Here is a 21,232-nt window from a genome sequence, read left to right on the forward strand (position 1 = left end):
TTTAATTCGATCCCAACAGTGCTTCCGATGCCTGATCTACAATAATATTAATTGCAAGTGGGCCATAATAAGCGATCCAAAGTGTAGAATTAACATCATATGCACGGTTATTTTTGACTGCATCAAGGGATTTCCATACTGAACTGCTATCCAAAGCCTCTGCCTCTGCCGCAAACAACTCATCAGACAGAACAAAATAATGATCTGCACCAATCTCAGGAACTTTCTCCATCGAGATTTCAACGGAGGTATCATCTTTGATCTTCTGGACTAATGCAGGCATTTTTAAGCCCAAATCCTCATACAGAATGCCGCCTGTTCGATGCTCAAGACCATGAACACGAATGCCTTCTTTTCTCGGACGAATAAGTGCTACCGTTTCCTCTCCCAACTTCTCCGACAGCTTCTCCTTCAGTCCTGCAATTTTGTCCTCATAAGCCTTACGCACAGTTTCTGCCTCTGCCTGCTTACCTGTGATCGCAGCCACCGTAGCTAACGTATCTCGCCAATCCTCGTAGAAGTCAAGTACGATTGTGGGTGCTATTTTGCTTACACTCTCATACTCTTTCTCTTGAAAATCAGTCATTAAAATAAGATCCGGGTCCAATGCTACAATCGCTTCCAGATTGGGCTTGTCCCGTGTACCTAAAACCTGTACGTCACCCGGCTTATCGCCTAAATATTCCGGAAATGTGGTATTGCCTTCAGCGATAACACTGCCTGCCGGCTGCTCGCCAACGGCTAGCAATTGATCCAGAAATTTGACATCAAGCACAGCAATTTTCTTTGGTTTCTCGTTAAGCGTATACTGACCCTTCATATGCGAGATCGTAACCGGGAAGGCTCCGGCAGTCTGAGACGCTCCATTCGAAGGCGTGTCCGTTGGAGTTGTAGCAGACTCATTGCCGCCATTTGTACCTGCTCCGGCACCGCAAGCCGTCAGTACAAGAACAAGGGCCAGCATCCAGCCCATTAAAAATCGTGATTTATGGTTAGCATGTGCCATGCTTCCGGCAGCTTGCCTCTTTGTTCCTTTATTCATGGTGAATCCTCCTTATGTATGATAATGATTTTCATTATCGAAATATAAGGCGAGTATAATATATCTCCACATCGCGTTACCATGTACTTTTGCGACATTTCAGCCGGACTAATGCGACATGTAAACCGCTATATCTTCATTTACAATTCTATCAGCTCTTTTACTAATTACTGCATAATCATCGTCTAATGTATCAAGCCAATAAAACCAAGAATCTCCCATTTTTTCTTTCCATTCATTTGGGAGTTCCGTTATTTCTAATCTAGCAACAACTATTTGATCTTCATTTTCTTCAAAAGAATATTTTTCTTTTCATTGATTTCTACCTCTTGCGTCAATGTACATTCCATATCCATTTGTTCCATTGAAACTACAACAGAGGTTTGTATGATAAATTTGTGGATGCTCTTCATTAAATTCTGAATGTGGAAACTCATAAAATGTTCCTTTGGATTCATAAGCCATATTCGGTGAAACATCTATCTTTAATACCCTTTCGTCCGCAGATATTTCTAAAACATTTTGCTTTCTCCTTTTATCAAGTATCTCCTATAACGTTCTTGTATTTATGAACCCGTTAGGGGGTGTCTGCTGAAATTCCTCTCCGAAACTCATCCCGCAGACCAAGGTTCCATCGAAAACATAGTGTAAATATTGTGTTAAGTGAAGTTCAACTTTTTTTTGAATAACCTTTTTAAATTTAATGGCTTTATGAACGAGAGAGTTTAAAGTTCTCTAGATCTACATTGAATTTGCCTTTTACCAATATGTCTAATCCCAATAATCCGTTGATATTGTGATATTTAAATGAAGTAAAATCTATGAGTACATCTCTTAAAATAAAATCTCCTACCTGTATTCCCTTGATCCGTTTGGAAAATGCGTGTTCTTTCCCTCCAATTCCGTAACTTGTTATGATTTCGTCATCCATCCCGACCTGAATCCCAATATCATCTACTTCATCCTGTGAAATCAATGTATGGCTTGCTCCTGTGTCAATAACTATGTTATTTATGACTTTCTTTTCTCCATTAAAATGGACTGTTATTTCGGTGAACAACAGCCCATCCCTATATTCAATTTTCATTTATAGATTTCTCCTTAAACCAACATTCTTCCGAACCTTCACAATGACCTGGTCCTTAGAAGTATGATAAACCAAGGTTTTGTCTCGGCTATTCAACAACTCTCTTGTTGCTTCTTCGTCACTTACAGGACCAATCACAGCGACGTCATCTATGATTTCTTTATTTTCTGTCTCTTCGAAATGAAGAATTTCAAACTTTACAAATTGATTCGGGAAGATTTGTTGTACTTCTTGCCACTTCACATTAATCCCTCCTGTCCTTTTATGGTTACATTATATCATTTAATTAGAATTTCACTTAACGTTCCTGTATTCACAACCCTAGCGAATGCTGGGATGTCTGGCCTCTGCCGGACCGAGGGTACATGCCCGGTGCGTGAGTATATTGTTTAAGTAAAGTCACTTATCTTCGAGTTATATTCGTCACGATTTAGAAAAATTCTCAATATAATGTTTCATAAAAATTATATAATTATCATGACTTGAATCAATATTAAATATCTGTCTATCTGTTACACCTTTCTCTCTTACTTCTATTTTTATGTTTCTTTGGTTACGTTTAAACTTGATATCTAGAAAAACTTCTTTTATTAAACCGTGTTCTATTTGACTATCTCCCGGGAAATTAAAAATATGTTTTTCTGTACTTGCATTGAATAGTGCAACAATATCTATAAAGTCTGACACTTGTTCTTTATTTGGAACAACAAATTCATGTTCAACTAAATTCCTTACAGAATTTATTTTATTTAATATTCTAGGAGCAATAATTCCTAAGTTTTTTAAAGTCTCTATCTTCTTAGGTACATTCCATTTTTTTGAATTTCCAAAAAAACCGAATGCAATCATCAAACAATCAATTTGGCAGTCAAGAGATCTCTTTGCATTTGAGAGAGCATTTATTAAACTGTGTTTTTCAGTTCCCGATTCTAAATCAAATTCAGCAAAGGACAAGTATTCTGAAGGCGTAACATCAAATGGTATATCTATTTCTTCATGTCCACGAGAACTCCAATAACTATTATCATTACTTAGAAAATCAATCACCTCAGAAAATTCCATAAGATCAACCTCCAATTTAGTATTTAGGTGATTTCACTTAACGTTCTTGTATTCTCGAACCCGAGAACCTTAAGGCCGGCTTGACCGGGCGGGTTCGCTTGCAGACTTAGGTTCGCAGGGTTATCTGCCTGACTTCACTTCCTCGAAATGCCTCGGGCAGATCAAGTCTCCGCCAGGAGCTGCAGCGTGAATATGTTTTTATCTGATGGATCTGCCCCACATCTCCGAATTAAGACAGGACGTCGACCCACATTTAATTACTAATGTTATAATATATTTCAACTGAATATCTATTTACTCGTCAATTTCATTTAATAATTCTTTTTCAATTTCCTTTTCAAGCAAAAAATATCTTCTAATTTCATCCCAGCAATCCGAAAAGATTTCTTGAATCTCTACTTCCTCTACATTGTAATCACTAGAATCTGTATATATTTTAAGTTCATCATTAGCAACGTCGAATTCAGAATTAAATATTGTATCACCCATTGGGTGTAGGCCTGAAATTTTTAAGGATAGCCCCAGAGAAACAGTTATTTCTCTCGTTTTGTCATCTTCGTAAAGAAATGCACTAATGTTGAATTTATCATCACTTCTCTCAAATATAACTTCTTCCTCCCACTCGTACTCCATTAGAAAATCCATAATTTCTTCTAATATCTTTCTTATTTCATTCTTAACCTTACTAATCCTTATACAATACGCCTCTACATCTATTTCTTTCAATCCTTCATAATCATACATTGGAAAATGTCTTCCATCATTCTCGAGACCTCTAAGATGAGCAATTATCAAGTCATTTTCAAAATCAATAATAAGCCTTTCAGGAATAAATATAAAATCAATATAATTATTACTTACTTCAGAATTAGCTCCTGAAACTTCATAAATAATAAATGTATTTGAGCTAGAGACTTCGGCCCATGGTTTTTGAGTTCCTCTTATGTCTGTACTAGATTTAATATAATCCGGAACTATTTTTCCTAAATAATTCTGCAATGATGTACTAGTAATAAATCGTTCACGTTCAACTGCTTCGGGGGCTTCTCCATTTAATGCCTTTATCAGAAAATGTGTCCATATTCCATGTTCTAGTTCTGGACTACCGTATGATTTCTCTCCACGTGAACATGACAGAAACATAGCTCTATAATTGCTTGATCGCACAAAATCGCTAAACTCTTTGGTATTCATATCAGCAATAAAATCTCTGCTAACTAATTGCTCATCAATATAACTCGCACATGCATCTATAAATATCAAACATTGATTACATCTTGAGTTTCTTAGTGGCTCCATTAATATTCGGTTTAGTGAAACAGTAGTTTCTTGTATATTATTTGGGTGAGTGTCCCACGTTGTTATTTTGTTATATCCTCCATCATAAAATCCATGACCAGCATAATAGAAAATAAATCGATCACTTTCAGTAAGATTTGATATCTCATATTGAAGTTCTTCATTAAGCGCGGATTTTGTCGCATCAACATCAAGCCAAAGCTTAATATTTTCTTGAGGTACTTTAAGATTATTTATAAGCCATTGTTGAAATGCTATTGCATCATTCCTCGCATAATCAACTGTCTTGATTCTAAATTGATAATTTTCCACTGCTATTATTACTGCGAATGTATTCCCATGAAATCCTGAATTCATAAAACACCACCCATGAATCTGTATAATTTCTTCGAGCAACAGGACGTTGCGAATATAATACTTTCACTCTCTCTGGGGCAGATCTTTCAGATAACGTTCTTGTATTCACGAACCCTCACTGGCTTAAGGAGCGAACGCGCCGGGTCCGACGGACTTAGCCAGTGCAGGGTTGTCCGGCTGCTTCCACTCCCCCAAAATGTCTCTGCCGGACCGAGGGCCGAATGGCCCGATGCGTGAATATTTTGTTATCTGATGCCAATGCCTTCTTGATTAACTTTCAAATGTTGCTTTGACTCGTTTTGAGTTTTTAAAATACAAAATCCATATTGATCCAAAAATAATTGTAGAGATTAAACTTGGGAGTTCATCTATTTTGTTAATTGTGAGAATGAAGTTTAAAAATCCAAATATTATAGTGATTATTTCAATTTGAATTATTATATTTGGTCCTTTCCTTTTCTTCTTCAATATAAGCACTAGAGAAACAAAAATTAAGACTTCAGAAAATAAATATATTCCGACAGAAATAGTTCTAGCAAGATTCCAACCAATTGTTCCAACTAACATATAAACATAAAATTCGAAATAAAGACCTATTAAATTACTTATAAGTAGATAAAAAGAATAGATCACAAAGAAAAGCAGCCAGCCTTTAATTCCACTCATACTATTCTGAGATAATTGCATTATTGGCTCCTTAATTTTGTCTTTTATTTGCATTGAGCATTGGTTTCAGATAACGTTGTTGTATTCACGACGCCCCACCACCTTAAAATAACTATTCAACCTTTACTTCAGCAATAAAGAAATTCTCTCCAGGTATTGAATCTCCAGCCATTCTTCTTATCATTGACAATTGACCAACATGTGTCATTGCATCTGATAATGGTCCTTGAATCAGTTTTTCGATAATTCTATCTTTGTTTGGTATTCCATTTGATTTCATTAAATTGTCTAAGTTATGCAGCTCATTAAAAAATGTCTGTACTTCGTCATTCCAGTTTCCTGATTCTTTCTTAAGTTGTACTTGGTTATCAAAAACGGATTGGGCATATCTTATGACATCAGACATGTGTGCCAAAATTTCAATTGGAGTTCTTACACCGTTACCGAGCTCATAATTCGGGTAATTACTTGGAGCATTTAGAATTGCTTTTGAACATCGATACCTGAGAGACGAGAGGTAATGTCTTAAAAAGTAAATTTCATCCATTTTTATTATCCCCTTTTCTAATTCTTCTCTTTTTAAAGGTCTACCGATCTTTCATATAACGTTCTTGTATTCATGACCTAGCGCATGCTGGGTGTCCGGCGACTGCCGGACCGAGGACGAATGTCCGATGCATGAATATTATGTTATCTGCTGTTTCTCACTTCTTTGACTAAACAGTAAGCAAGTCTTTTAACGACCATTCATTATCATTTCCGTCTTTTGAAACAAACCAAATATGAGTGTATTTTTCTGGCTTGTATATCTCATTTTTATTTCTAAGAAAATCACTCATTCCGAATATAGGTGAAGCGTTCCTAATTAAAAGCGCTATTGGATATGCAGCATCATACTTCTCTATCTTTTTTTCCTTCTGTTTCAGTAGTTCATTAAGAACCTGCATATAGCTGGCTGAATTTTCTAATCCATGCATTTCCTCAGCCGATCTTCCAAATAACATTTTAGCTTCGTCGGCATCGTAGAATAGGTGAGTTACTTCTAGACCTACTAATCCATCTTTTATGCTCTTTAAGATATAATCTGGACGCTCACGTCTCTCTATTACTTCTAAGTGATCTTCGCGATTTAAATTATATAAATCTACAAAGATGCTAACGGCAGCTTCTTCTAAGGCAGATTTTTCATCATCATGATTTTTCATTACTTCTCCCTCCCTAAATATATTTGAGAAATTGCAGATAACGTTTCTGTATTCACGACCACAGCGTATGCTGAGGTGTCCGGCTCCTGCCGTACCAAGGACGAATGTCCGCAACGTGAATATTATGTTAAGTGATGTTCCTCTGAATTACCTATCAAATACGTCTTGAAAATATTTATCCATTAATCCTTTATTCTTAAATCTGTCTTTAATATGTTCTTTTGCTCTTAAACAAGCATTTTTATAACCTTCACTTCTCATACTGTCCGCAAGAAAAACCATTTCAATTATTGGATCACTTGGTTCCAACTCGTATGCTTTGGACAGCATGTTTTTCCCTATGCTTTCCCAATGCTCATAGTCTCCAAAATGATGAGGAAACAAAGTGATCATATAACCGAAAATCAATAAAAACTGCGTCTCTTTCGAGAAATTATGTATCCCTTCTTCTGTAATTTCGTTTAATGTCAATTCAATCATTTCATAATCGTTATCATCAAGCCCCTGAGTAACAAACGTATTTCCAGATTCGACACTCAAATACCAGGATATAAAAGCTAAATTCAAGCATATACTCAAGTCACGCTTCCCTTTGTCCCACTCTCTTTTCGTTGACAGAAAGGCTTCTTGATAATTTTTTGCAGTCTCAAATTGATTTAATTGATCTCCATTAATCATCCTCTAGCTTCCTTTCAATTTTGCCTCGGAATTTCACTTAACGTTCCTGTATTCACGAACCCTCACTGCCTTAAGCGACCAACGGGAGCGGCCGCGATGCGGTTAGGCAGTGCAGGGTTGTCCGCCTGTTAATCTTCCCTGAAAATCCTCGGGCGGACCAAGAGGCGCGACAGCGACCCGCAGCGTGAATGTTTTGTTATCGGATGTCAATACCTTCCTCGAACCTCTAAAAATCTTGGAGTCAGTTTCGCTTTTGTTTTTATATCTTATAGTTTTCTTGCCTTTATCACAAAAGTTACTGGAAGCATTTTTGCTCTCTTTGCCATATCGCTGTTATCATCCCGCAATTGCATAAACTCATAATCACATTCCTCAATCATTAGCTCAATTACAAACCCAGCTTTTGCAAGCGCGTTTACATAAGTTGACAGCATACGGTCCGCTAACAATAGCTCACCTTCATCAACTGCCACCGGATACCAACCTTCATTAAAGTAACTCTTATTAATTACAAACCTATCATTTTCTGTAGTAACCCATCTGTGTATAGGGTGAGACCAACTGAAAATAAATAGCCCGTCTTTTTTAAGGTAAGAAGATATTCGTCGAAAGGTACCCTCAAGATCGGTGGTCCAACCTATGGCATAAATTGAATAAACATAGTCAAAATAATCCGTCGGGATGCCGCATTCTTCTTCCATGGGAGAACATATCAATTTTGCTGCTATTCCACATGACTTCAAATGTTGCGCTGCCTTTTCTATTTGTCTTTCTGAAATATCCACAGCCCATAGTTCAGATGCGTTTCGTTCCCCTTGATATTGCAAGGATTGACCATTTCCGCAGCCGATCTCCAGCAGTTTTTTTCCTGAGATATCACCAAAGAGCTGGCAATTTTCTTCTGAGATAAATGCTCCATAATAAGGGAGCACGATTGCTTTTAAGAAGTCATTGCCTTTGGTATCCCAATATAGGCTGTTTGTTTTATGAACAACATTCTTTTTTAAGTCTTCCGAGCTGCCGACACCATTTTCCCCGTCAACAATAATGCTTCTTCTATTTAATGAATTCTTGTCCATGAAGGCACCTTCTCTTAGTAGATATTTATATTTGAGCATTTCAGATTTGCATTAATTTCTGATAACGTTTGTGTATCTACGAACCCTCACCACCTTAAGGACCGTAGGTCCGGCCGCGATGCGGTTAGGTGGTGCAGGGTTGTCTGGTGAATAGGCTTCCTCAAAATCCCTCTTGCAGACCAAGGCCGTCAGGACGCAGCGTATATACGATGTTAACTAATGTTCCGGCCTCCTTCGAAATAATCAATACTCTGGTCTTTAAATAGTTCTTTCAATTCCCTTGATGTTTCACTAACAAAGATCTTAATAATTTCTGCTTTAAAATAGATAGGTGCTATATGAGGTTCATTCTTTAGATCTTGCAGCCATCTCACCTTATTATCCCTATACTGATTGACTTCAAGCTGCGTAATGTAAGGATTTATTGTATATCCCTTAGCTTTTAAGAGTTTTGTAAACAGTTTTTCAGTACTTCCCATTGATCTTAAGAGATCAAATTCTACTTGGCTAACTTCAAGGTTATATGTCTTTCTAATATCATTCTTTTCGCCTCTGTAGTTTTTCTCAAAATCGAAATAGACGGTATCTGTCCACCTTAAATCTGTATAAATATGTGAAAAGTAACCTATAACAAAGTCCTTCCATTCTGGCCCCGCTTGCTTCAGTAAATATTCCTTGCACTTCTCCATGATCAATTCCTTGGCTGGTAATTTATCGTTATGTACGAGATGAGTCACACCTTTTTCTTCCCTGGATACCTTCCCTCTCATATGAATCGCATCCGGAGCAATACTGCCTAATAAAAAATTGGGTGAGGGGTCATTAATAGAAAGGTTTTCTGAAATTGCAAAGTGTACCATAGGCCAAGGCAAATTAATTCCTCCTTTGATATTTCCTTCAATCATGAACTTGTCGGAATTTCAGTTAACGTTCCTGTATTCATGAACCCCGAAGGGGTTGTCTGCTGAAATGCTTCCCTGAAATCTTCTCGCAGACCAAGGCTCCAAAGGAGCCGCTGCTTGAATATTATGTTATATGACGGAATCGCTTCTTCACTACTGGTTTTCTTCGGGTACATACTCAATTAAATCTGATAATTTGCAGTTAAATGTATCGCATAGCTTGAATAAAGTTTCCAGCTTTGTTGTTTCTATATTCGTTTCCCTATACAACTTGTTGATTGAATTCCGACTTAAGCCCGATTTCGCCATCAATTCTGTTATATCATCTATTCGATGTTCTGCCATGAGTTCTCGTATATTGCACTTGATTACGTTCATCTTTTCCCCTCCATAATTCTATCTTATCTCCCATACCAGCAATCATCAACGAAAAGCGAAGTTTTAACTCTATAACGTCAAATATTCACCTTGCAATTAACTTTATAAGGTTATATAATAACTCTGTAGAGTTAATTGGAGGAGGAATAACATATGATTAATACATTAGAATCATTAACAGAGCCGCTTATAAGAATACGTTTAGAATTACTCTATACTGAGCTTCTGGAGTGTCATAAGGAGTACACTCAGCTTTCTTCGGAGACAGATCAATATTTTAAAACGCTTCGTGATGCTTTGCCCGATCAACTTCAACATACGGTTTTTCTTTACGAAGACGCCCAAATTTCTCTACAATCCATCCTAGAAAGAAGTATCTACATACAAGGTTTCAAAGATGCTCTACAACTATTTAGTGAATTGCAAAATTCTAGTATTTAGAGGGTCATATGACCCTCTTTTTCTATTTCTATTTCTATTATTTCTGATTCTGTCGTATAACGTTCCCGTATTCACGACGTCCGACGAAGTCGGATGTGTCCGGCTGCCTCTACTTCTCCGAAATCCCTCTGCCGGACCAAGGGTCGGGCTTGTCCCGCCCCGCTGCGTTGAATGCAATGTTATCAGATGTTGGGGCCCCCTTCAGAATACCTACATTATCTCTTGTATTATTGTTATTTCCATATCTTCATTCTTTCTTCTAAATTTGAAGTATGTAATTCAAGCTGTATTCCATCTGGATCTAAGAAATTGATTGTCCAACCTAATCCTCTCTGTATAGGGCCTCTCACTATGTGAACCTCATTCTCTTGAAGTACCTTAACAGCATCCATGAAATACTCCTCTTCAATATAAAAAGCTATATGGTCAAATCCTAACTTTCTCTCTATATTCTCAGAGTAATTTTCTTGTTCAACTAGGCAGATCCAAGCAGTTCCCCATTCTAAATATGCATCTTTATTTCCTTTATGTCTAATCATCAATCCAAGAATCTGAGTATAAAAATCCAATGATTTATCCAGATTCTTGACATTAATGGTCAAATGATTGAAGCCTTTAACTAACATTGTCTTTGCCTCCTCGAATTACCTAGATGTGGATCTCTGATCTTATATATATTATACTTAAAAGCCCCAATTTCTGATAACGTTTGGCATTCCTGACGTTCAAGCAGCTTAAGTGACCGCAGGGAACAGGTCGTCAGACTTAGCTGGTTGAATGTATCGCCTGAATAATCTTCTTGCAAATCCTCCTAGCGATCAAGGGCGAATGCCCGCAGTAGGAGTGTTGTGTTATCGGATGTTCGGGACTTCTTCGATTTAACTAAAGTTTAGTTTTTTTAGAGCTGGTTTAATGTTTTTAGTATTTCTTTAGTTATATCCTCAGATCCGCTAATATTCAGTAATTTAAAATATACACTTCGCAAAAGATTCTTGATGTTCCCTCTAATTATGTAATATTGCGGATATATTTCTAATCTTTCAATGCCCCCAAGCTGTTGCACCCAATTAATTAAAATATCTTTCATAAGGATATCACGCTTTACAATTTGAATTACTACTTCTGCCATTCTTTCATCTTCATCGTTTATAAAATAATAGTTATTAACACAAGCCTTTTCCCCTATCAACTCTAAAATAACCAATAAATGTTTCTGAGAATAATAAGATGCGGCTGAAATAGAATCTAAACCATCAGCAGCATGTGCAATCGAATGTGCCCATCCCTTATCTAATATATATCCTCTAAAATCCTTCTCAAGTTCAAAATATAATGTCATTCTAGAGTAAATATATTCATATTCATGTTCAGTTAAATAATTAAAAATATCGTTATAATGTAAAGCAAGCGGAATGAACAGGGCTGAAAAAGAACGTGTAAACACTGTATCTTGATCGTTATCACCAATTCCATAGAATAAATGATCATCATCTAAAGTCACGTATAATACTTGTCTGACTAATTCTATACTTAGTTCTTGATTCATTATCCATCTATATAAAGTTCCATAAATGAGCTTATCCCTTAATTCGTCATCAATCGACCCAATGTGTTTAATCATTTCATGAACTACTTGATCTATGTCTGTTCCATTAGGAACTTTATAATTATTATCTCTTACATCTTTTAGAAATCTTTTAATGCTGTTCATTTATTTCTCCTTATTTTTAGGGTTCCCCCCGAATTTCCGATAACGTTCCCCTATTCACGACGCTTGGCGTATGCCAAGTGTGTCCAGCAGCCTCTGCTTCCCTGAAATGCTTCTGCCGGACCGAGGGCGTATGCCCGATGCGTGAATATATTGTTATCTGATTTCAGGGTAATCTATGAATAACTTTCAACAGTGTTTCAACTATGATCTTCAATCAGTATCAACTTCTTATCTTTCATTTGAAATATTGATTTCCCTTGAAGTTTTAATGTTTCTCCTGCCTTCATTCCATTAGGGAGATCACTGGACAATATTCCCTCATAATCAATGTCAACCTCTGCTTTATCTCCTGTGAAAGTAATGTTCTTTATTACTTGACGCCTTTGAGAAAATACCTGAATTGACTGCTCTGCTAATGTGCGAAATTCCTGAATCCCCTTTGTTTCCGAATTCACTTCACCTTTAGAAATGTTTCGAAAATGAATATTCTCATTCAAAACTCCTATCATTCCATCAATGTTAAACGTGTTATATGCGCTCAGGTATTTTTCAATAAGATCTTTTAAATTTGAGTTCTCCAAGTCGAATCACACTCCTAGATTTTGATATTACATATTTGTCCTGATTTCAGATAACGTTTTTGTATTCATGAACCCCAAAGGGGTTGTCTGCTGAAATGCCTCTCCGAAATCCTTCTCACAGACCTAGGCTCCAACGGGGCCGCAGCTTGAATATTATGTTATGTGTAGTTATCACTCCATTGATTGACATTCTAATTTACGCCTTCCAACCCATCTCTTTATACAATCTTCTAATCTGTTTTATAAAACTATCATCTTCCCTTCCCTTATTTATAATCTCTTCATCGGTGGTTACAGCCCATCTAAAAATTTGTTCAATGCTCCCGTAACTACGTTTAAATCCTTTGGCCAACTTCAGTATGTTTTCTTTAGTTGCGGCAAATGATAATACTACTCTTAACTCTTCATCTGTCCAAGGTCTCCCCTTATTTTCTGTACTATACGCTTGTTTTTTCTCATATTCAAAAATCAATAATTTCGTTTTGTGGATTACTTGGTCTGTTGTTAGTTCTTCAATTCCTTCATTAAGTAATTCAATTAATCTATCTTTATATTCTTTCTTTTTCATAGATTTCCCCTCCATGATCTTTTCAATAATTACACATAACGTTTCTGTATTCACGACCCAGCGCACGCTGGGTGTCCGGCGAATGCCGGACCAAGAGCGAATGCTCGCAGCGTGAATATTATGTTATACGACGGAACATTACTTGAATTTACATGAAGTATTTGATTCGATTAATGTTTGGAACATGCTTGTTCTAAAGTTTCAATTCCAACGAATTTCTTTAGAGATGTTGGAAAAATTTCTTCTCCGAATTCTGATGTTTCTTGGAGTTTAGTCCATATGCCTAAACTGCTTTTATCATTTGATTCGTAACCTATCACAGCTTCTAACTTAGGAATGTTGAAATGTATTTTTTCCAAAGAAGCTTCTTTAATTAATCCCCAATTTGTAGTAACCATTTGTCGTTTTGTACTGTCACTTAGAAGTTTGCCTTTAGAATTAAATTCTTCTAAATCCAATATCCTTTTTGTGTATAATTCACTTTTCTTTAAATCTTCAAGTGAATCAAATAAAAGTTCTGAAATGAAATTGTTTTTGAAGTCAAAATCATTTATACAAAAAAAGTCCACTCCAAGATGTTTACATAACTTAACCAAGATTCTGGCTGTAATCTTACCATGATGAGGAATTATAGAAATGTTTTTAAAGTTTAAGTATGTCTCTGAATACATAGAATCTTTAGTTAACAGATATACCTTTTTCTTTATAATTTCTTTGTAGGTCAGTAAATCATTTGGCCCCTCTACTAAAACCACCTTTTGACTGAACACAATTTTATTCAAATTTGGCTCTATCATTTTAATGTAATTATTAAAGTCTGCTACTTGATCCAAAGAGAAACCTTCTAAATCAGCTTCTGAAATATTCTCATCTGGTTTGTTATATTTCAAAATTGTTTCGTGTGCTTCATCATCAAATTCAAAACGAATAAGTCCTCGTGTATCAAAAGCATCTATCATTTTGTCCGAGTGAGTACTATAGATAACTTGATGCCCTTTTTCTGCCAAGTTACAGAGGACAGTTTTGTAAAAGTACTCTTGATGATTTTCATGCAAGAAACTTTCAGGCTCTTCAAATAAAAATAAACATTTATCACTCTTGTTGCTCTCAGCAATTGCTTGAATGATAGCCATAACAAACATAGAAATATATCCATCACCGAAATGATCTATAGAAATAAGGTTTTCGGTATCACCATTTAAACCGATTTTAAAAATCATATCCAAAAAAATATCTTCATAATCAGGCAATTCAAAACCTATAAAAAAATTACTGTCTCTTAGATTTGTTGAATAATTTGACCTTATATCCTCAAGAAAACTGTGTAACTTCGAATCTGCTAGAACCCTATCAGTTGAATCCTTCACTTCTCCTTCAAAAGTTTTCCTTTTTCCTTTCATATTCGCATCTGCTTCAACAATTTTTTTAATATGTTTCGCTAAAAACGAAGTAAGATTTCCCCAGGTAGTCTTCTTTGTTGATAACTCTTTTTTTACATCATGAAAATTCACATAGAAAATCCTAAAATACTTTGCTGCTCCCGAAGCATCAGGATTTTTTGTTAATTGTTCCTTGTCACGAAAAGATCGGACTCCAGCGTGCTCAATTTCATTATCCACTACGCTTATTCTTAATGAATGAAATCCTTTAAGCTCTGCTTGGTTTCCGTCTCCTTTAACTTCTATGCTGCTTTCAATTTCAGTTTCAATAAAAGGACGATTATTGTAATCACGGTTGTGAAAATCGTTAATTGTGAATGTATCCTTATTAACATTTTTCTCTTTTATCCCATATAGAATTGCGTTGAGAAAATTTGTTTTCCCTGAATTGTTATACCCAACGATAGCTACAGGTTTCTTATGATTCTGATCAGGAAAATGTATTGTCTGTCTTGTTCCAAATGATCTATAGTTTTCAACACTAATGCTTTTTATTCTAATATAGCTCATAAATATCCTTCTCCTTATTTATTTGTTCTGTCGTATAACGTTCCTGTATTCATGAACCCCGAAGGGTTGTCTGCTAAAATGCTTCCCTGAAATCCTTCTCGCAGACCAAGGCTCCAAAGGAGCTGCTGCTTGAACACTATGTTAGGCGAGGCTAACGGCATCTTCGAATAAATTCACCAGTTCTTCGTAAGTCTTTTTACTCTTTCTTTGACAAAATTCACTAGTACCTTGATGCAAATCCGATGATAATTTCAGTTAGCTTGCGGAGAATACTTTTTATTTGTTTTTTGATCGTTTCTATAAAAACTTCAAAAATTTCTCCTAACGCTCTTTAACAACACGAACTCGAGCGAGTGCGGTTCTAATAATGCCATTCTGACGCCCCATAATGTTCCATGGACATTCTAATTAATTCATTCCAAAAATCTTCCAAATCACTAAATAGACGGTTTGGGTTTACTAATTCAATCAATTGTGAAATATAACTACTAAAGCTCAGTTCATCTGCATTGAAGGACTTCATAAATCTCAATTCATCTATTTCGCTATCAGTAATACCGAGTTTTTTGACTTCTTCTACCGTTTCGAAAACATGACTAACCCAAAGCAGGGAATAGAACGATTTATACATACTCCTCCCTTTGATATTGGATTTTATTAATATTTCCCTGTAAATTTTCCTGATTACGTCGAATATATATGCCGAATCAGGTAATTCATCTATTTCTTTTCTGACATACTTCGAGGTTTGAATATATCCACCCTCTACATCAATTACATTAGAAGGTCGGTATATAGCTCTGTCTCTTACATAACAAAGCTTTTCATAAAGCCCTTTAATACTTTCATTTGGTTTATTTTCATCAGCAAATATAAAGTTGTTATAAAGTATTCTAAATACCTCATCCAATTTTTCACTTTCTTCTCTTAAACAATCACAATATTCTTTAACGTCAGTATGTGTTATCAGTGTTGAAAGGTCTTGTTCAAGTAATTTAAACTCATTCCATACATTTGGTAATTCGGAGGGATCTGATAAATCATTAAAATTGACTCCAAGATTTACAATACCGTTCGAGCATAACCTTTTGGGAACTTTTAAGTTAAAACGCTCATCTAATAACATTAACGAAATAAATAAATGATACACCGAGTAGTAAGTCAAAACTGCCCTACTAATTCTTAATCCCCCAGCACTCTCTACATCTTTAACTGATTCAAGGGCCCTTAATTCTGATAAACCAATAAGACTTTTATGAAATGAAAGTGCAGAACATGAGCACAAATAAACCATATTGGTGATATTAGTTCTATCCAAATAATTGTATTTCCCACTTTGTATATATGTAAGTTCTTCTTTCATTACCTGTCTCCTTATATAACGTTTTGGTCTTCTAAAATCTATCTAACAAATCTTATACCAGCCATCTTCTCATTTTTATAGTTTTTCAAGAGTTTCACCTAACGTTCCTGTATTCACGACCCAGCGTATGCTGGGTGTCCGGCGAGCGCCGGATCCAGGGCGTATGCCCGCAGCGTGAATATTATGCTATAGGATGTTAACGCCTTCTTCGATTCTACTGAAAATTTCATCTTACTTTATAAGATTTATCCAATAAATTAGGAATCGAATTTCTATTCTGTAGATCGAATACTCTTTTAGCTTCTTCAAGTGAATTAGCAAATGGAGTAGTTGCTTCAGCCACATTTGTCTGTTGCGCTACCTTCCTTAATTCTTGGTTCTCTAAAATTTCTTTATCTAATCCTTTATAAATAAAGACATCTTCCGAATAGCTAAAAATTATATAATTAATCACTTTTAATTTTTCCTGAATTGTGAGCTTTTTAAACTGCCTAAAGAAAGTTCTGTATCTCTTCTCTTCATTTTTTATAAAAATCAATACAACGCTATGATCCTTAAATGGCAATACACTTATGTGCATTTCACTTAATAGATACTCTTGAGAACCGCTATAGATATCATTTATAGTGTTACCTTCAAAATCAGCTATTAATGATACACAATTCTGAAAAGCTATTGGAACAACATAGTCAAGAGATTCGAAATAAGCCAAGTAAAAATGATCATTCCATTTTGATACCGTAGCCTTTTTAGAGTATTCAAATCCCATAACATACTCTTTTAAATCAAGCTCATTAATAGAGTGAATGTATTCCACAAATTCGCCCGGTAACTGCTCAATATTAGGATATAGTGCATTTTCAAGTTCTCTTTTACTAATGTTCTTCAAATAGTTTTTCATAGCCATTTGTGAAAGCATTTTATCATTCGGCTCTTTAAAGTAGTTTTCAGGGTTTTCGTAATTTTTAAAAACTTTGCTATCGCAATCGTTACATATTATTTTAAATGTCCCTGCTTCATTGATCCCTTTAGGTTTATCAAACATAACTGAGTCAATTAAATTGCCTGAATAAAGTAGGCGGCCATCTATTGCAATATTGTCCAAACAAAATCTTGGAACTGAATGGGAATTACAAAAACTACTGCACTCAGTATTACAGATATAACATCTCAATCTTTTAGAATCCGCCCGGCTCTTTTTCATTATTGTTCCTGTTAATTTGTTGAATTCAACTTTTATATTTTTGAATGATTTTATTTCAGATTGTGAGAGTCCTAAAGATCTCATTCTTACTTCTTCATTCATAAGTATTCCTCCATCATTCGAAGTTGCGTTAATTTCCGATAACTACTTATTTACGAACCTCAGAAAAAATGTTCTCTTTGTCATATTCACGAACTTCGTGAATCCTGCACTTTGTTCCTGATTCCCGCACTTTCTGCGTTTCAATCCTTCACCCTGCCCAGCCGATCCAACAAACTTTGAATCCGCCCAATGTCCTGTCTACTCACATGTGTATACCGCTCCTCGTTCGCACACTCTGATGCCCTAGCAGTTCCTGAATATATAGTGAAGATCGATCCTATTCTCCAGTAAGTGGGTCGCAAAGCAATGCCTTAGCGAATGAATGCTCATCTGTCTGCGAATATCCGCTTCAACCAGCGCTTTTTTCAAACACTTTCTGCGCTGATCGTTCTGTCAGGTGACGGCCTTCCCTCTGCCCTGGAAACAGCCAGTTTTCCGGCAGCTATCCCCTATGTACTGCTCGACCGCCGCAAACGCCGCTTCGGAAAGCAGCGTTTGCCGAACCTTCCTGCTTCATTCCGATAAAGTAGGTAATCTTCATCTCGCTTGTCTCCTTAGTATATCAGCCGTTCAAAAATTTGGAAATCTAAAAAAAGGGCCTTAAGATGGAAATTCACCTTAAGGCCCTGATTCTTTCGGATCAAATTATTGATCCTTTAAGTTCAATTTTCATTATCATAATTACTTGGAATGAGACTCCGAAGTCAAAAGAATAGTGTAACGTTAATCTCTTGTATAAGGATACGCGGCTAAAAAGCGCATTTTGTCGCCATTGTTTTCAGATAAACCGCTTGTATTACAATCATATATAAAGAGCAACGAATTATATTTACCATCTATTTTACTCAAATCATGTAATAGTGGAGATAAAAAAGAATCAACATAGGAAACATCTTTTATACCATCATCTGACCCATCAACCAGAAAGACTCCTTCAGCAAAATCTTCGTCAAAATCATCTATTTCATGGTCATTTAAAAAACCGCTAAAAATATTCTCATTCTCATCTTCCGGGTATTTGATCTCAACATATTCAAACAACTCATCTTCAGAGGCAAAGTGACCGTACCAGACGGACACCATATTTTTTTCAAAGCAATTCATATCTTCACCCCGCTAATATTTCAGTTTATACATATGGTCTATCTGTATCCCGCACCAGCTACCATGCCCTCTACCCCACAACAGCTGTTGAAGCTAAAAAGCCCGCTGAACGCGGGCTTTGCTGTATATTTAGTCAAAATCATGCCTAGCCTTGTTACTCAACCTTAAACTGTTTTAATTCGTCTTGCAGCTTAGTGGACAATTGGTTTAATTGTTTGGATAGTTCAGCAACCTGTTCGAAGCTCTCCAATTGTTCCTGCGTGCTAGCGCTGACCTCTTCGGTTGAAGCGGAATTCTCTTCGGTGGTGGAAGAGATGATCTCCAGCGCCTGCAAAATCTCATCTTTGTGCTTGTGGACTTTGGAGGTGTTCGTGCTGATCTGGATCATTCGCAATTTCAAATCTTCCAAATCTTTGTTAATGCTAAAGAATACTTGCTTGGTGTCCTCTACCGATCTGGCATTTTCTTCTGCAATTTTCAGACCATGAACGGTATGCTCAACCGATACACTGGTTTTTTCTTCAATCACACGGACCTTCTTGTAGATTTCCTGTGTCGCTAGTGCCGTCTGCTCAGCCAGCTTGCGAACCTCCCCGGCAACCACAGCAAACCCTTTGCCCTGTTCTCCTGCACGCGCAGCTTCAATAGAAGCATTGAGCGCCAGTAGGTTGGTCTGTGTTGCAATTTGGTTGACCGTATCCACGATCCCCGAAATCTCATGACGGCTCAGATCGATATCCTGAATGATGGCCGACATCGCTTGGGTAGAATTGTGATTTTCTTCCGCCCATTTGGATAGCTGATCTACTACTGCAAGCCCTTGTCCGCTTTGTTCGGCAGAGGTTTGCACCATCGATTCGATGGCTTTCGTATCATTGGCAATTTCGTCAATTTGGCCGGATAAGGCTCCGGTTTTTTGTAAAATGTTATCCGTTTCGATGGATTGGTAGTTCGTTGCATTGGCTATTTCATTAATTGCTGTCGCAGTATCGTTCATCGTGATTGCGGTTCTGGAAGAAATGGATTGCAAATCATTTGAAGACTGATTCAAGACTTGAGCTGAGCCGCCTACCATTTGGAGCATGCCTTGAATTTTTTGAACCATATTGTGAACCCCTTGAGAAATTTGCCCGATTTCGTTGTTGGAATGCGTATCAAACGGAACGGTCAAATCTCCATTTTCAATCAGCTTGATTTTGGCAAGCAATTTCGGGATTGATCTCAACAGATAGCGGAGCGTTATATAACAAATCACAACCAGCAGAATGGTGGCTGCAGCAAAACCGCCAATCGTAATCCAGGTAAAGGCTTTTAATTCTGCGAGCGCCTCTTGTTCAGAAATAGTTACACCTACGGACCACCCCGTGTCTTTACTGGTTGCATACCCGATATAACGACGTTCCCCATTATCATTAATGAGCTGTACTCCGGACTCACCAGCAATCATCTTCTTTCCGATCTCCCTAAGATCACCTGTGCTTTCGTTAATCTTTTCTTTCAGCACTTTATTTTGATCGGGGTGATACAAAATATCACCTGTTTTGGATGCAAGAATTGAATAGCCTGTGCTTCCAAGCGAATAGCTTTGCATAACGGCAGGGATGTCTTTGAAAGCAATATCGACAGCAGCAAATCCGATTAATTGGTTACTGCTATCTTTGATCGGATAGAAAATGCCCATGAGCACATTACCCGAATTGACGTCCTTATAGGGTTCTGAGTAGTATAAACCGTTTGCTTCAACTGCCGGTTTAAAGTACGGGCGTGTATGGATATCGAAATCCGGTTTGGAAGCAACACCATCATTCTGAAGAAAGAAGCCTTTACCAGATATTCCTGCAATCCAGGCGTCGGCAAAAGATGGCTCTGCCTTTACAATGGCTGCCAAAGTCGCTACTGTTTCCGCAGCATAAGGAGAAGTTTTCACCATTTCTGCCGATGGGGTGGTTTCTAAATATTGCTTAAAAGTGTTGTTCGTTGACATTTGCTGGACAAGTGAGCCCTTTTCCTTAAACAACGCATCGAATTGACTAACGATGGCCTGCGTCTTGGTCTGGAGCATGGCCTCTTGCTGCTTGACAAGTATGCTTCGCGTGCTTGCAAACATGAACGTCCCCAAGATTGCAAAGACGACAACGATAATAACTAACAAGACCATGGCCAATGTGTTCGCGATGCTGGATGATCTGGATACGCGCTTCTTCATATTTTGTGACATGCTGCCATCTCCCCGAGGAATATTGAGCGAAAAGCTCTTAGATAATATGTCGGAAGTTTGCAGCTATTTCAATAGGTTTTTAGTATATACAATTTAAAGTTTCGCTATCTGATTCCTCATAGATTCCCACCTAACCTGTTCCGCAACTCCAGCAAAAGATTAGGGCAGCACAAAGAGCCTCCGTCAGACGTAGGCTCTTTACTAAAAGCTATGTATGAACGCAGGGTTATGTGGAC

General features: G+C 36.9%; 25 protein-coding genes. 2 read left to right on the plus strand and 23 right to left on the minus strand.

What is annotated here, in order from left to right:
• Position 1: 1 nt before the first annotated feature.
• The 13 genes from MHH57_RS17200 to MHH57_RS17260 form a co-directional block, all read right to left on the minus strand.
• Complete coding sequence (locus MHH57_RS17200) at positions 2-1,042, minus strand: iron-siderophore ABC transporter substrate-binding protein (RefSeq protein WP_069010396.1); 1,041 nt, start codon at positions 1,040-1,042, stop codon at positions 2-4.
• A gap of 272 nt (positions 1,043-1,314) precedes the next feature.
• Positions 1,315-1,500, minus strand: a complete 186-nt coding sequence (locus tag MHH57_RS17205; RefSeq protein WP_324279572.1) for a hypothetical protein — start codon at positions 1,498-1,500, stop codon at positions 1,315-1,317.
• A 251-nt stretch (positions 1,501-1,751) separates the two neighbouring features.
• A complete protein-coding gene (locus tag MHH57_RS17210) occupies positions 1,752-2,129 on the minus strand; it encodes a retropepsin-like aspartic protease (RefSeq protein ID WP_013372313.1) in 378 nt (125 codons plus the stop codon).
• Positions 2,130-2,372 carry a hypothetical protein gene (locus MHH57_RS17215; RefSeq protein WP_013372314.1) on the minus strand — a complete coding sequence of 81 codons (243 nt, stop codon included), beginning with the start codon at positions 2,370-2,372 and terminating at the stop codon, positions 2,130-2,132. It lies immediately after the preceding gene.
• 180 nt (positions 2,373-2,552) lie between these two features.
• Positions 2,553-3,191: a hypothetical protein gene (locus MHH57_RS17220; protein ID WP_209950160.1), complete on the minus strand. Its 639-nt coding sequence runs from the start codon at positions 3,189-3,191 to the stop codon at positions 2,553-2,555.
• Positions 3,192-3,485: 294 nt separating this feature from the next.
• Entirely contained in the window at positions 3,486-4,847 is a 1,362-nt protein-coding gene (locus MHH57_RS17225) for a caspase family protein (protein ID WP_209950159.1), read from the minus strand.
• 270 nt (positions 4,848-5,117) lie between these two features.
• Positions 5,118-5,513 (minus strand): DUF2569 family protein, encoded by a 396-nt coding sequence (locus MHH57_RS17230; protein ID WP_342434328.1) that lies wholly within the window; start codon positions 5,511-5,513, stop codon positions 5,118-5,120.
• Positions 5,514-5,625: 112 nt separating this feature from the next.
• A complete protein-coding gene (locus tag MHH57_RS17235; protein WP_016324600.1) occupies positions 5,626-6,060 on the minus strand; it encodes a hypothetical protein in 435 nt (144 codons plus the stop codon).
• A gap of 169 nt (positions 6,061-6,229) precedes the next feature.
• On the minus strand, positions 6,230-6,718 hold the full coding sequence (locus MHH57_RS17240) for a hypothetical protein (RefSeq protein ID WP_069010394.1): 489 nt from the start codon (positions 6,716-6,718) through the stop codon (positions 6,230-6,232).
• Positions 6,719-6,865: 147 nt separating this feature from the next.
• Entirely contained in the window at positions 6,866-7,396 is a 531-nt protein-coding gene (locus MHH57_RS17245; RefSeq protein ID WP_209950157.1) for a hypothetical protein, read from the minus strand.
• A 266-nt stretch (positions 7,397-7,662) separates the two neighbouring features.
• On the minus strand, positions 7,663-8,475 hold the full coding sequence (locus tag MHH57_RS17250) for a class I SAM-dependent methyltransferase (RefSeq protein WP_013372320.1): 813 nt from the start codon (positions 8,473-8,475) through the stop codon (positions 7,663-7,665).
• Between the two features lie 212 nt (positions 8,476-8,687).
• Positions 8,688-9,380 (minus strand): hypothetical protein, encoded by a 693-nt coding sequence (locus MHH57_RS17255; RefSeq protein WP_290415792.1) that lies wholly within the window; start codon positions 9,378-9,380, stop codon positions 8,688-8,690.
• A 150-nt stretch (positions 9,381-9,530) separates the two neighbouring features.
• Positions 9,531-9,755 (minus strand): helix-turn-helix transcriptional regulator, encoded by a 225-nt coding sequence (locus MHH57_RS17260; RefSeq protein ID WP_010345209.1) that lies wholly within the window; start codon positions 9,753-9,755, stop codon positions 9,531-9,533.
• A 153-nt stretch (positions 9,756-9,908) separates the two neighbouring features.
• Here MHH57_RS17260 and MHH57_RS17265 point away from each other — a divergent pair, with 153 nt between their 5' ends.
• Positions 9,909-10,196, plus strand: coding sequence for a DUF6809 family protein (locus MHH57_RS17265; RefSeq protein WP_029515468.1), 288 nt, complete (start codon positions 9,909-9,911; stop codon positions 10,194-10,196).
• Positions 10,197-10,429: 233 nt separating this feature from the next.
• On the opposite strand, the gene MHH57_RS17270 is transcribed toward MHH57_RS17265, so the two are convergent.
• From MHH57_RS17270 to MHH57_RS17305, 8 genes are all read right to left on the minus strand, one after another.
• Positions 10,430-10,822 carry a VOC family protein gene (locus tag MHH57_RS17270; protein WP_209950156.1) on the minus strand — a complete coding sequence of 131 codons (393 nt, stop codon included), beginning with the start codon at positions 10,820-10,822 and terminating at the stop codon, positions 10,430-10,432.
• Positions 10,823-11,094: 272 nt separating this feature from the next.
• Positions 11,095-11,907: a DUF2785 domain-containing protein gene (locus MHH57_RS17275; RefSeq protein ID WP_209950155.1), complete on the minus strand. Its 813-nt coding sequence runs from the start codon at positions 11,905-11,907 to the stop codon at positions 11,095-11,097.
• 197 nt (positions 11,908-12,104) lie between these two features.
• Entirely contained in the window at positions 12,105-12,488 is a 384-nt protein-coding gene (locus MHH57_RS17280; RefSeq protein ID WP_209950154.1) for a nuclear transport factor 2 family protein, read from the minus strand.
• 196 nt (positions 12,489-12,684) lie between these two features.
• Positions 12,685-13,056, minus strand: a complete 372-nt coding sequence (locus MHH57_RS17285; protein ID WP_040103232.1) for a hypothetical protein — start codon at positions 13,054-13,056, stop codon at positions 12,685-12,687.
• 170 nt (positions 13,057-13,226) lie between these two features.
• Entirely contained in the window at positions 13,227-15,005 is a 1,779-nt protein-coding gene (locus tag MHH57_RS17290) for an AAA family ATPase (RefSeq protein WP_137078961.1), read from the minus strand.
• 361 nt (positions 15,006-15,366) lie between these two features.
• On the minus strand, positions 15,367-16,368 hold the full coding sequence (locus MHH57_RS17295; protein WP_137078962.1) for a hypothetical protein: 1,002 nt from the start codon (positions 16,366-16,368) through the stop codon (positions 15,367-15,369).
• A 226-nt stretch (positions 16,369-16,594) separates the two neighbouring features.
• Positions 16,595-17,674: a hypothetical protein gene (locus MHH57_RS17300; protein ID WP_137078963.1), complete on the minus strand. Its 1,080-nt coding sequence runs from the start codon at positions 17,672-17,674 to the stop codon at positions 16,595-16,597.
• A gap of 243 nt (positions 17,675-17,917) precedes the next feature.
• Positions 17,918-18,004, minus strand: coding sequence for a hypothetical protein (locus MHH57_RS17305; RefSeq protein ID WP_342435183.1), 87 nt, complete (start codon positions 18,002-18,004; stop codon positions 17,918-17,920).
• On the opposite strand from MHH57_RS17305, the gene MHH57_RS17310 reads away from it, so the two are divergent.
• Positions 17,993-18,199 (plus strand): hypothetical protein, encoded by a 207-nt coding sequence (locus tag MHH57_RS17310; protein WP_290409353.1) that lies wholly within the window; start codon positions 17,993-17,995, stop codon positions 18,197-18,199. The two genes, MHH57_RS17305 and MHH57_RS17310, sit on opposite strands and share 12 nt — an antisense overlap.
• 198 nt (positions 18,200-18,397) lie before the next feature.
• Here MHH57_RS17310 and MHH57_RS17315 read toward each other — a convergent pair whose 3' ends face one another.
• Together MHH57_RS17315 and MHH57_RS17320 are read right to left on the minus strand one after the other, a co-directional pair.
• Positions 18,398-18,778 (minus strand): immunity 22 family protein, encoded by a 381-nt coding sequence (locus MHH57_RS17315; RefSeq protein ID WP_342434329.1) that lies wholly within the window; start codon positions 18,776-18,778, stop codon positions 18,398-18,400.
• Between the two features lie 154 nt (positions 18,779-18,932).
• A complete protein-coding gene (locus tag MHH57_RS17320) occupies positions 18,933-20,996 on the minus strand; it encodes a methyl-accepting chemotaxis protein (protein ID WP_342434330.1) in 2,064 nt (687 codons plus the stop codon).
• Positions 20,997-21,232: the final 236 nt, after the last annotated feature.

The organism is Paenibacillus sp. FSL H7-0442 (assembly GCF_038593105.1).
GTDB classification, from domain to species: domain Bacteria; phylum Bacillota; class Bacilli; order Paenibacillales; family Paenibacillaceae; genus Paenibacillus; species Paenibacillus polymyxa_D.

Excerpts from the sequence above, each read along its gene's own strand:
- MHH57_RS17200 (WP_069010396.1), bottom strand. The coding sequence starts at position 1,042 with ATGAATAAAGGAACAAAGAGGCAAGCTGCCGGAAGCATGGCACATGCT.
- MHH57_RS17295 (WP_137078962.1), bottom strand. The coding sequence starts at position 16,368 with ATGAAAGAAGAACTTACATATATACAAAGTGGGAAATACAATTATTTG.
- MHH57_RS17250 (WP_013372320.1), bottom strand. The coding sequence starts at position 8,475 with ATGGACAAGAATTCATTAAATAGAAGAAGCATTATTGTTGACGGGGAA.
- MHH57_RS17265 (WP_029515468.1), top strand. The coding sequence starts at position 9,909 with ATGATTAATACATTAGAATCATTAACAGAGCCGCTTATAAGAATACGT.
- MHH57_RS17260 (WP_010345209.1), bottom strand. The coding sequence starts at position 9,755 with ATGAACGTAATCAAGTGCAATATACGAGAACTCATGGCAGAACATCGA.
- MHH57_RS17300 (WP_137078963.1), bottom strand. The coding sequence starts at position 17,674 with ATGAATGAAGAAGTAAGAATGAGATCTTTAGGACTCTCACAATCTGAA.
- MHH57_RS17320 (WP_342434330.1), bottom strand. The coding sequence starts at position 20,996 with ATGTCACAAAATATGAAGAAGCGCGTATCCAGATCATCCAGCATCGCG.
- MHH57_RS17305 (WP_342435183.1), bottom strand. The coding sequence starts at position 18,004 with ATGAGCATTCATTCGCTAAGGCATTGCTTTGCGACCCACTTACTGGAG.
- MHH57_RS17270 (WP_209950156.1), bottom strand. The coding sequence starts at position 10,822 with ATGTTAGTTAAAGGCTTCAATCATTTGACCATTAATGTCAAGAATCTG.
- MHH57_RS17290 (WP_137078961.1), bottom strand. The coding sequence starts at position 15,005 with ATGAGCTATATTAGAATAAAAAGCATTAGTGTTGAAAACTATAGATCA.
- MHH57_RS17205 (WP_324279572.1), bottom strand. The coding sequence starts at position 1,500 with ATGAATCCAAAGGAACATTTTATGAGTTTCCACATTCAGAATTTAATG.
- MHH57_RS17230 (WP_342434328.1), bottom strand. The coding sequence starts at position 5,513 with ATGAGTGGAATTAAAGGCTGGCTGCTTTTCTTTGTGATCTATTCTTTT.
- MHH57_RS17240 (WP_069010394.1), bottom strand. The coding sequence starts at position 6,718 with ATGAAAAATCATGATGATGAAAAATCTGCCTTAGAAGAAGCTGCCGTT.
- MHH57_RS17285 (WP_040103232.1), bottom strand. The coding sequence starts at position 13,056 with ATGAAAAAGAAAGAATATAAAGATAGATTAATTGAATTACTTAATGAA.
- MHH57_RS17235 (WP_016324600.1), bottom strand. The coding sequence starts at position 6,060 with ATGGATGAAATTTACTTTTTAAGACATTACCTCTCGTCTCTCAGGTAT.
- MHH57_RS17315 (WP_342434329.1), bottom strand. The coding sequence starts at position 18,778 with ATGAATTGCTTTGAAAAAAATATGGTGTCCGTCTGGTACGGTCACTTT.
- MHH57_RS17225 (WP_209950159.1), bottom strand. The coding sequence starts at position 4,847 with ATGAATTCAGGATTTCATGGGAATACATTCGCAGTAATAATAGCAGTG.
- MHH57_RS17210 (WP_013372313.1), bottom strand. The coding sequence starts at position 2,129 with ATGAAAATTGAATATAGGGATGGGCTGTTGTTCACCGAAATAACAGTC.
- MHH57_RS17245 (WP_209950157.1), bottom strand. The coding sequence starts at position 7,396 with ATGATTAATGGAGATCAATTAAATCAATTTGAGACTGCAAAAAATTAT.
- MHH57_RS17220 (WP_209950160.1), bottom strand. The coding sequence starts at position 3,191 with ATGGAATTTTCTGAGGTGATTGATTTTCTAAGTAATGATAATAGTTAT.
- MHH57_RS17275 (WP_209950155.1), bottom strand. The coding sequence starts at position 11,907 with ATGAACAGCATTAAAAGATTTCTAAAAGATGTAAGAGATAATAATTAT.
- MHH57_RS17255 (WP_290415792.1), bottom strand. The coding sequence starts at position 9,380 with ATGATTGAAGGAAATATCAAAGGAGGAATTAATTTGCCTTGGCCTATG.
- MHH57_RS17310 (WP_290409353.1), top strand. The coding sequence starts at position 17,993 with ATGAATGCTCATCTGTCTGCGAATATCCGCTTCAACCAGCGCTTTTTT.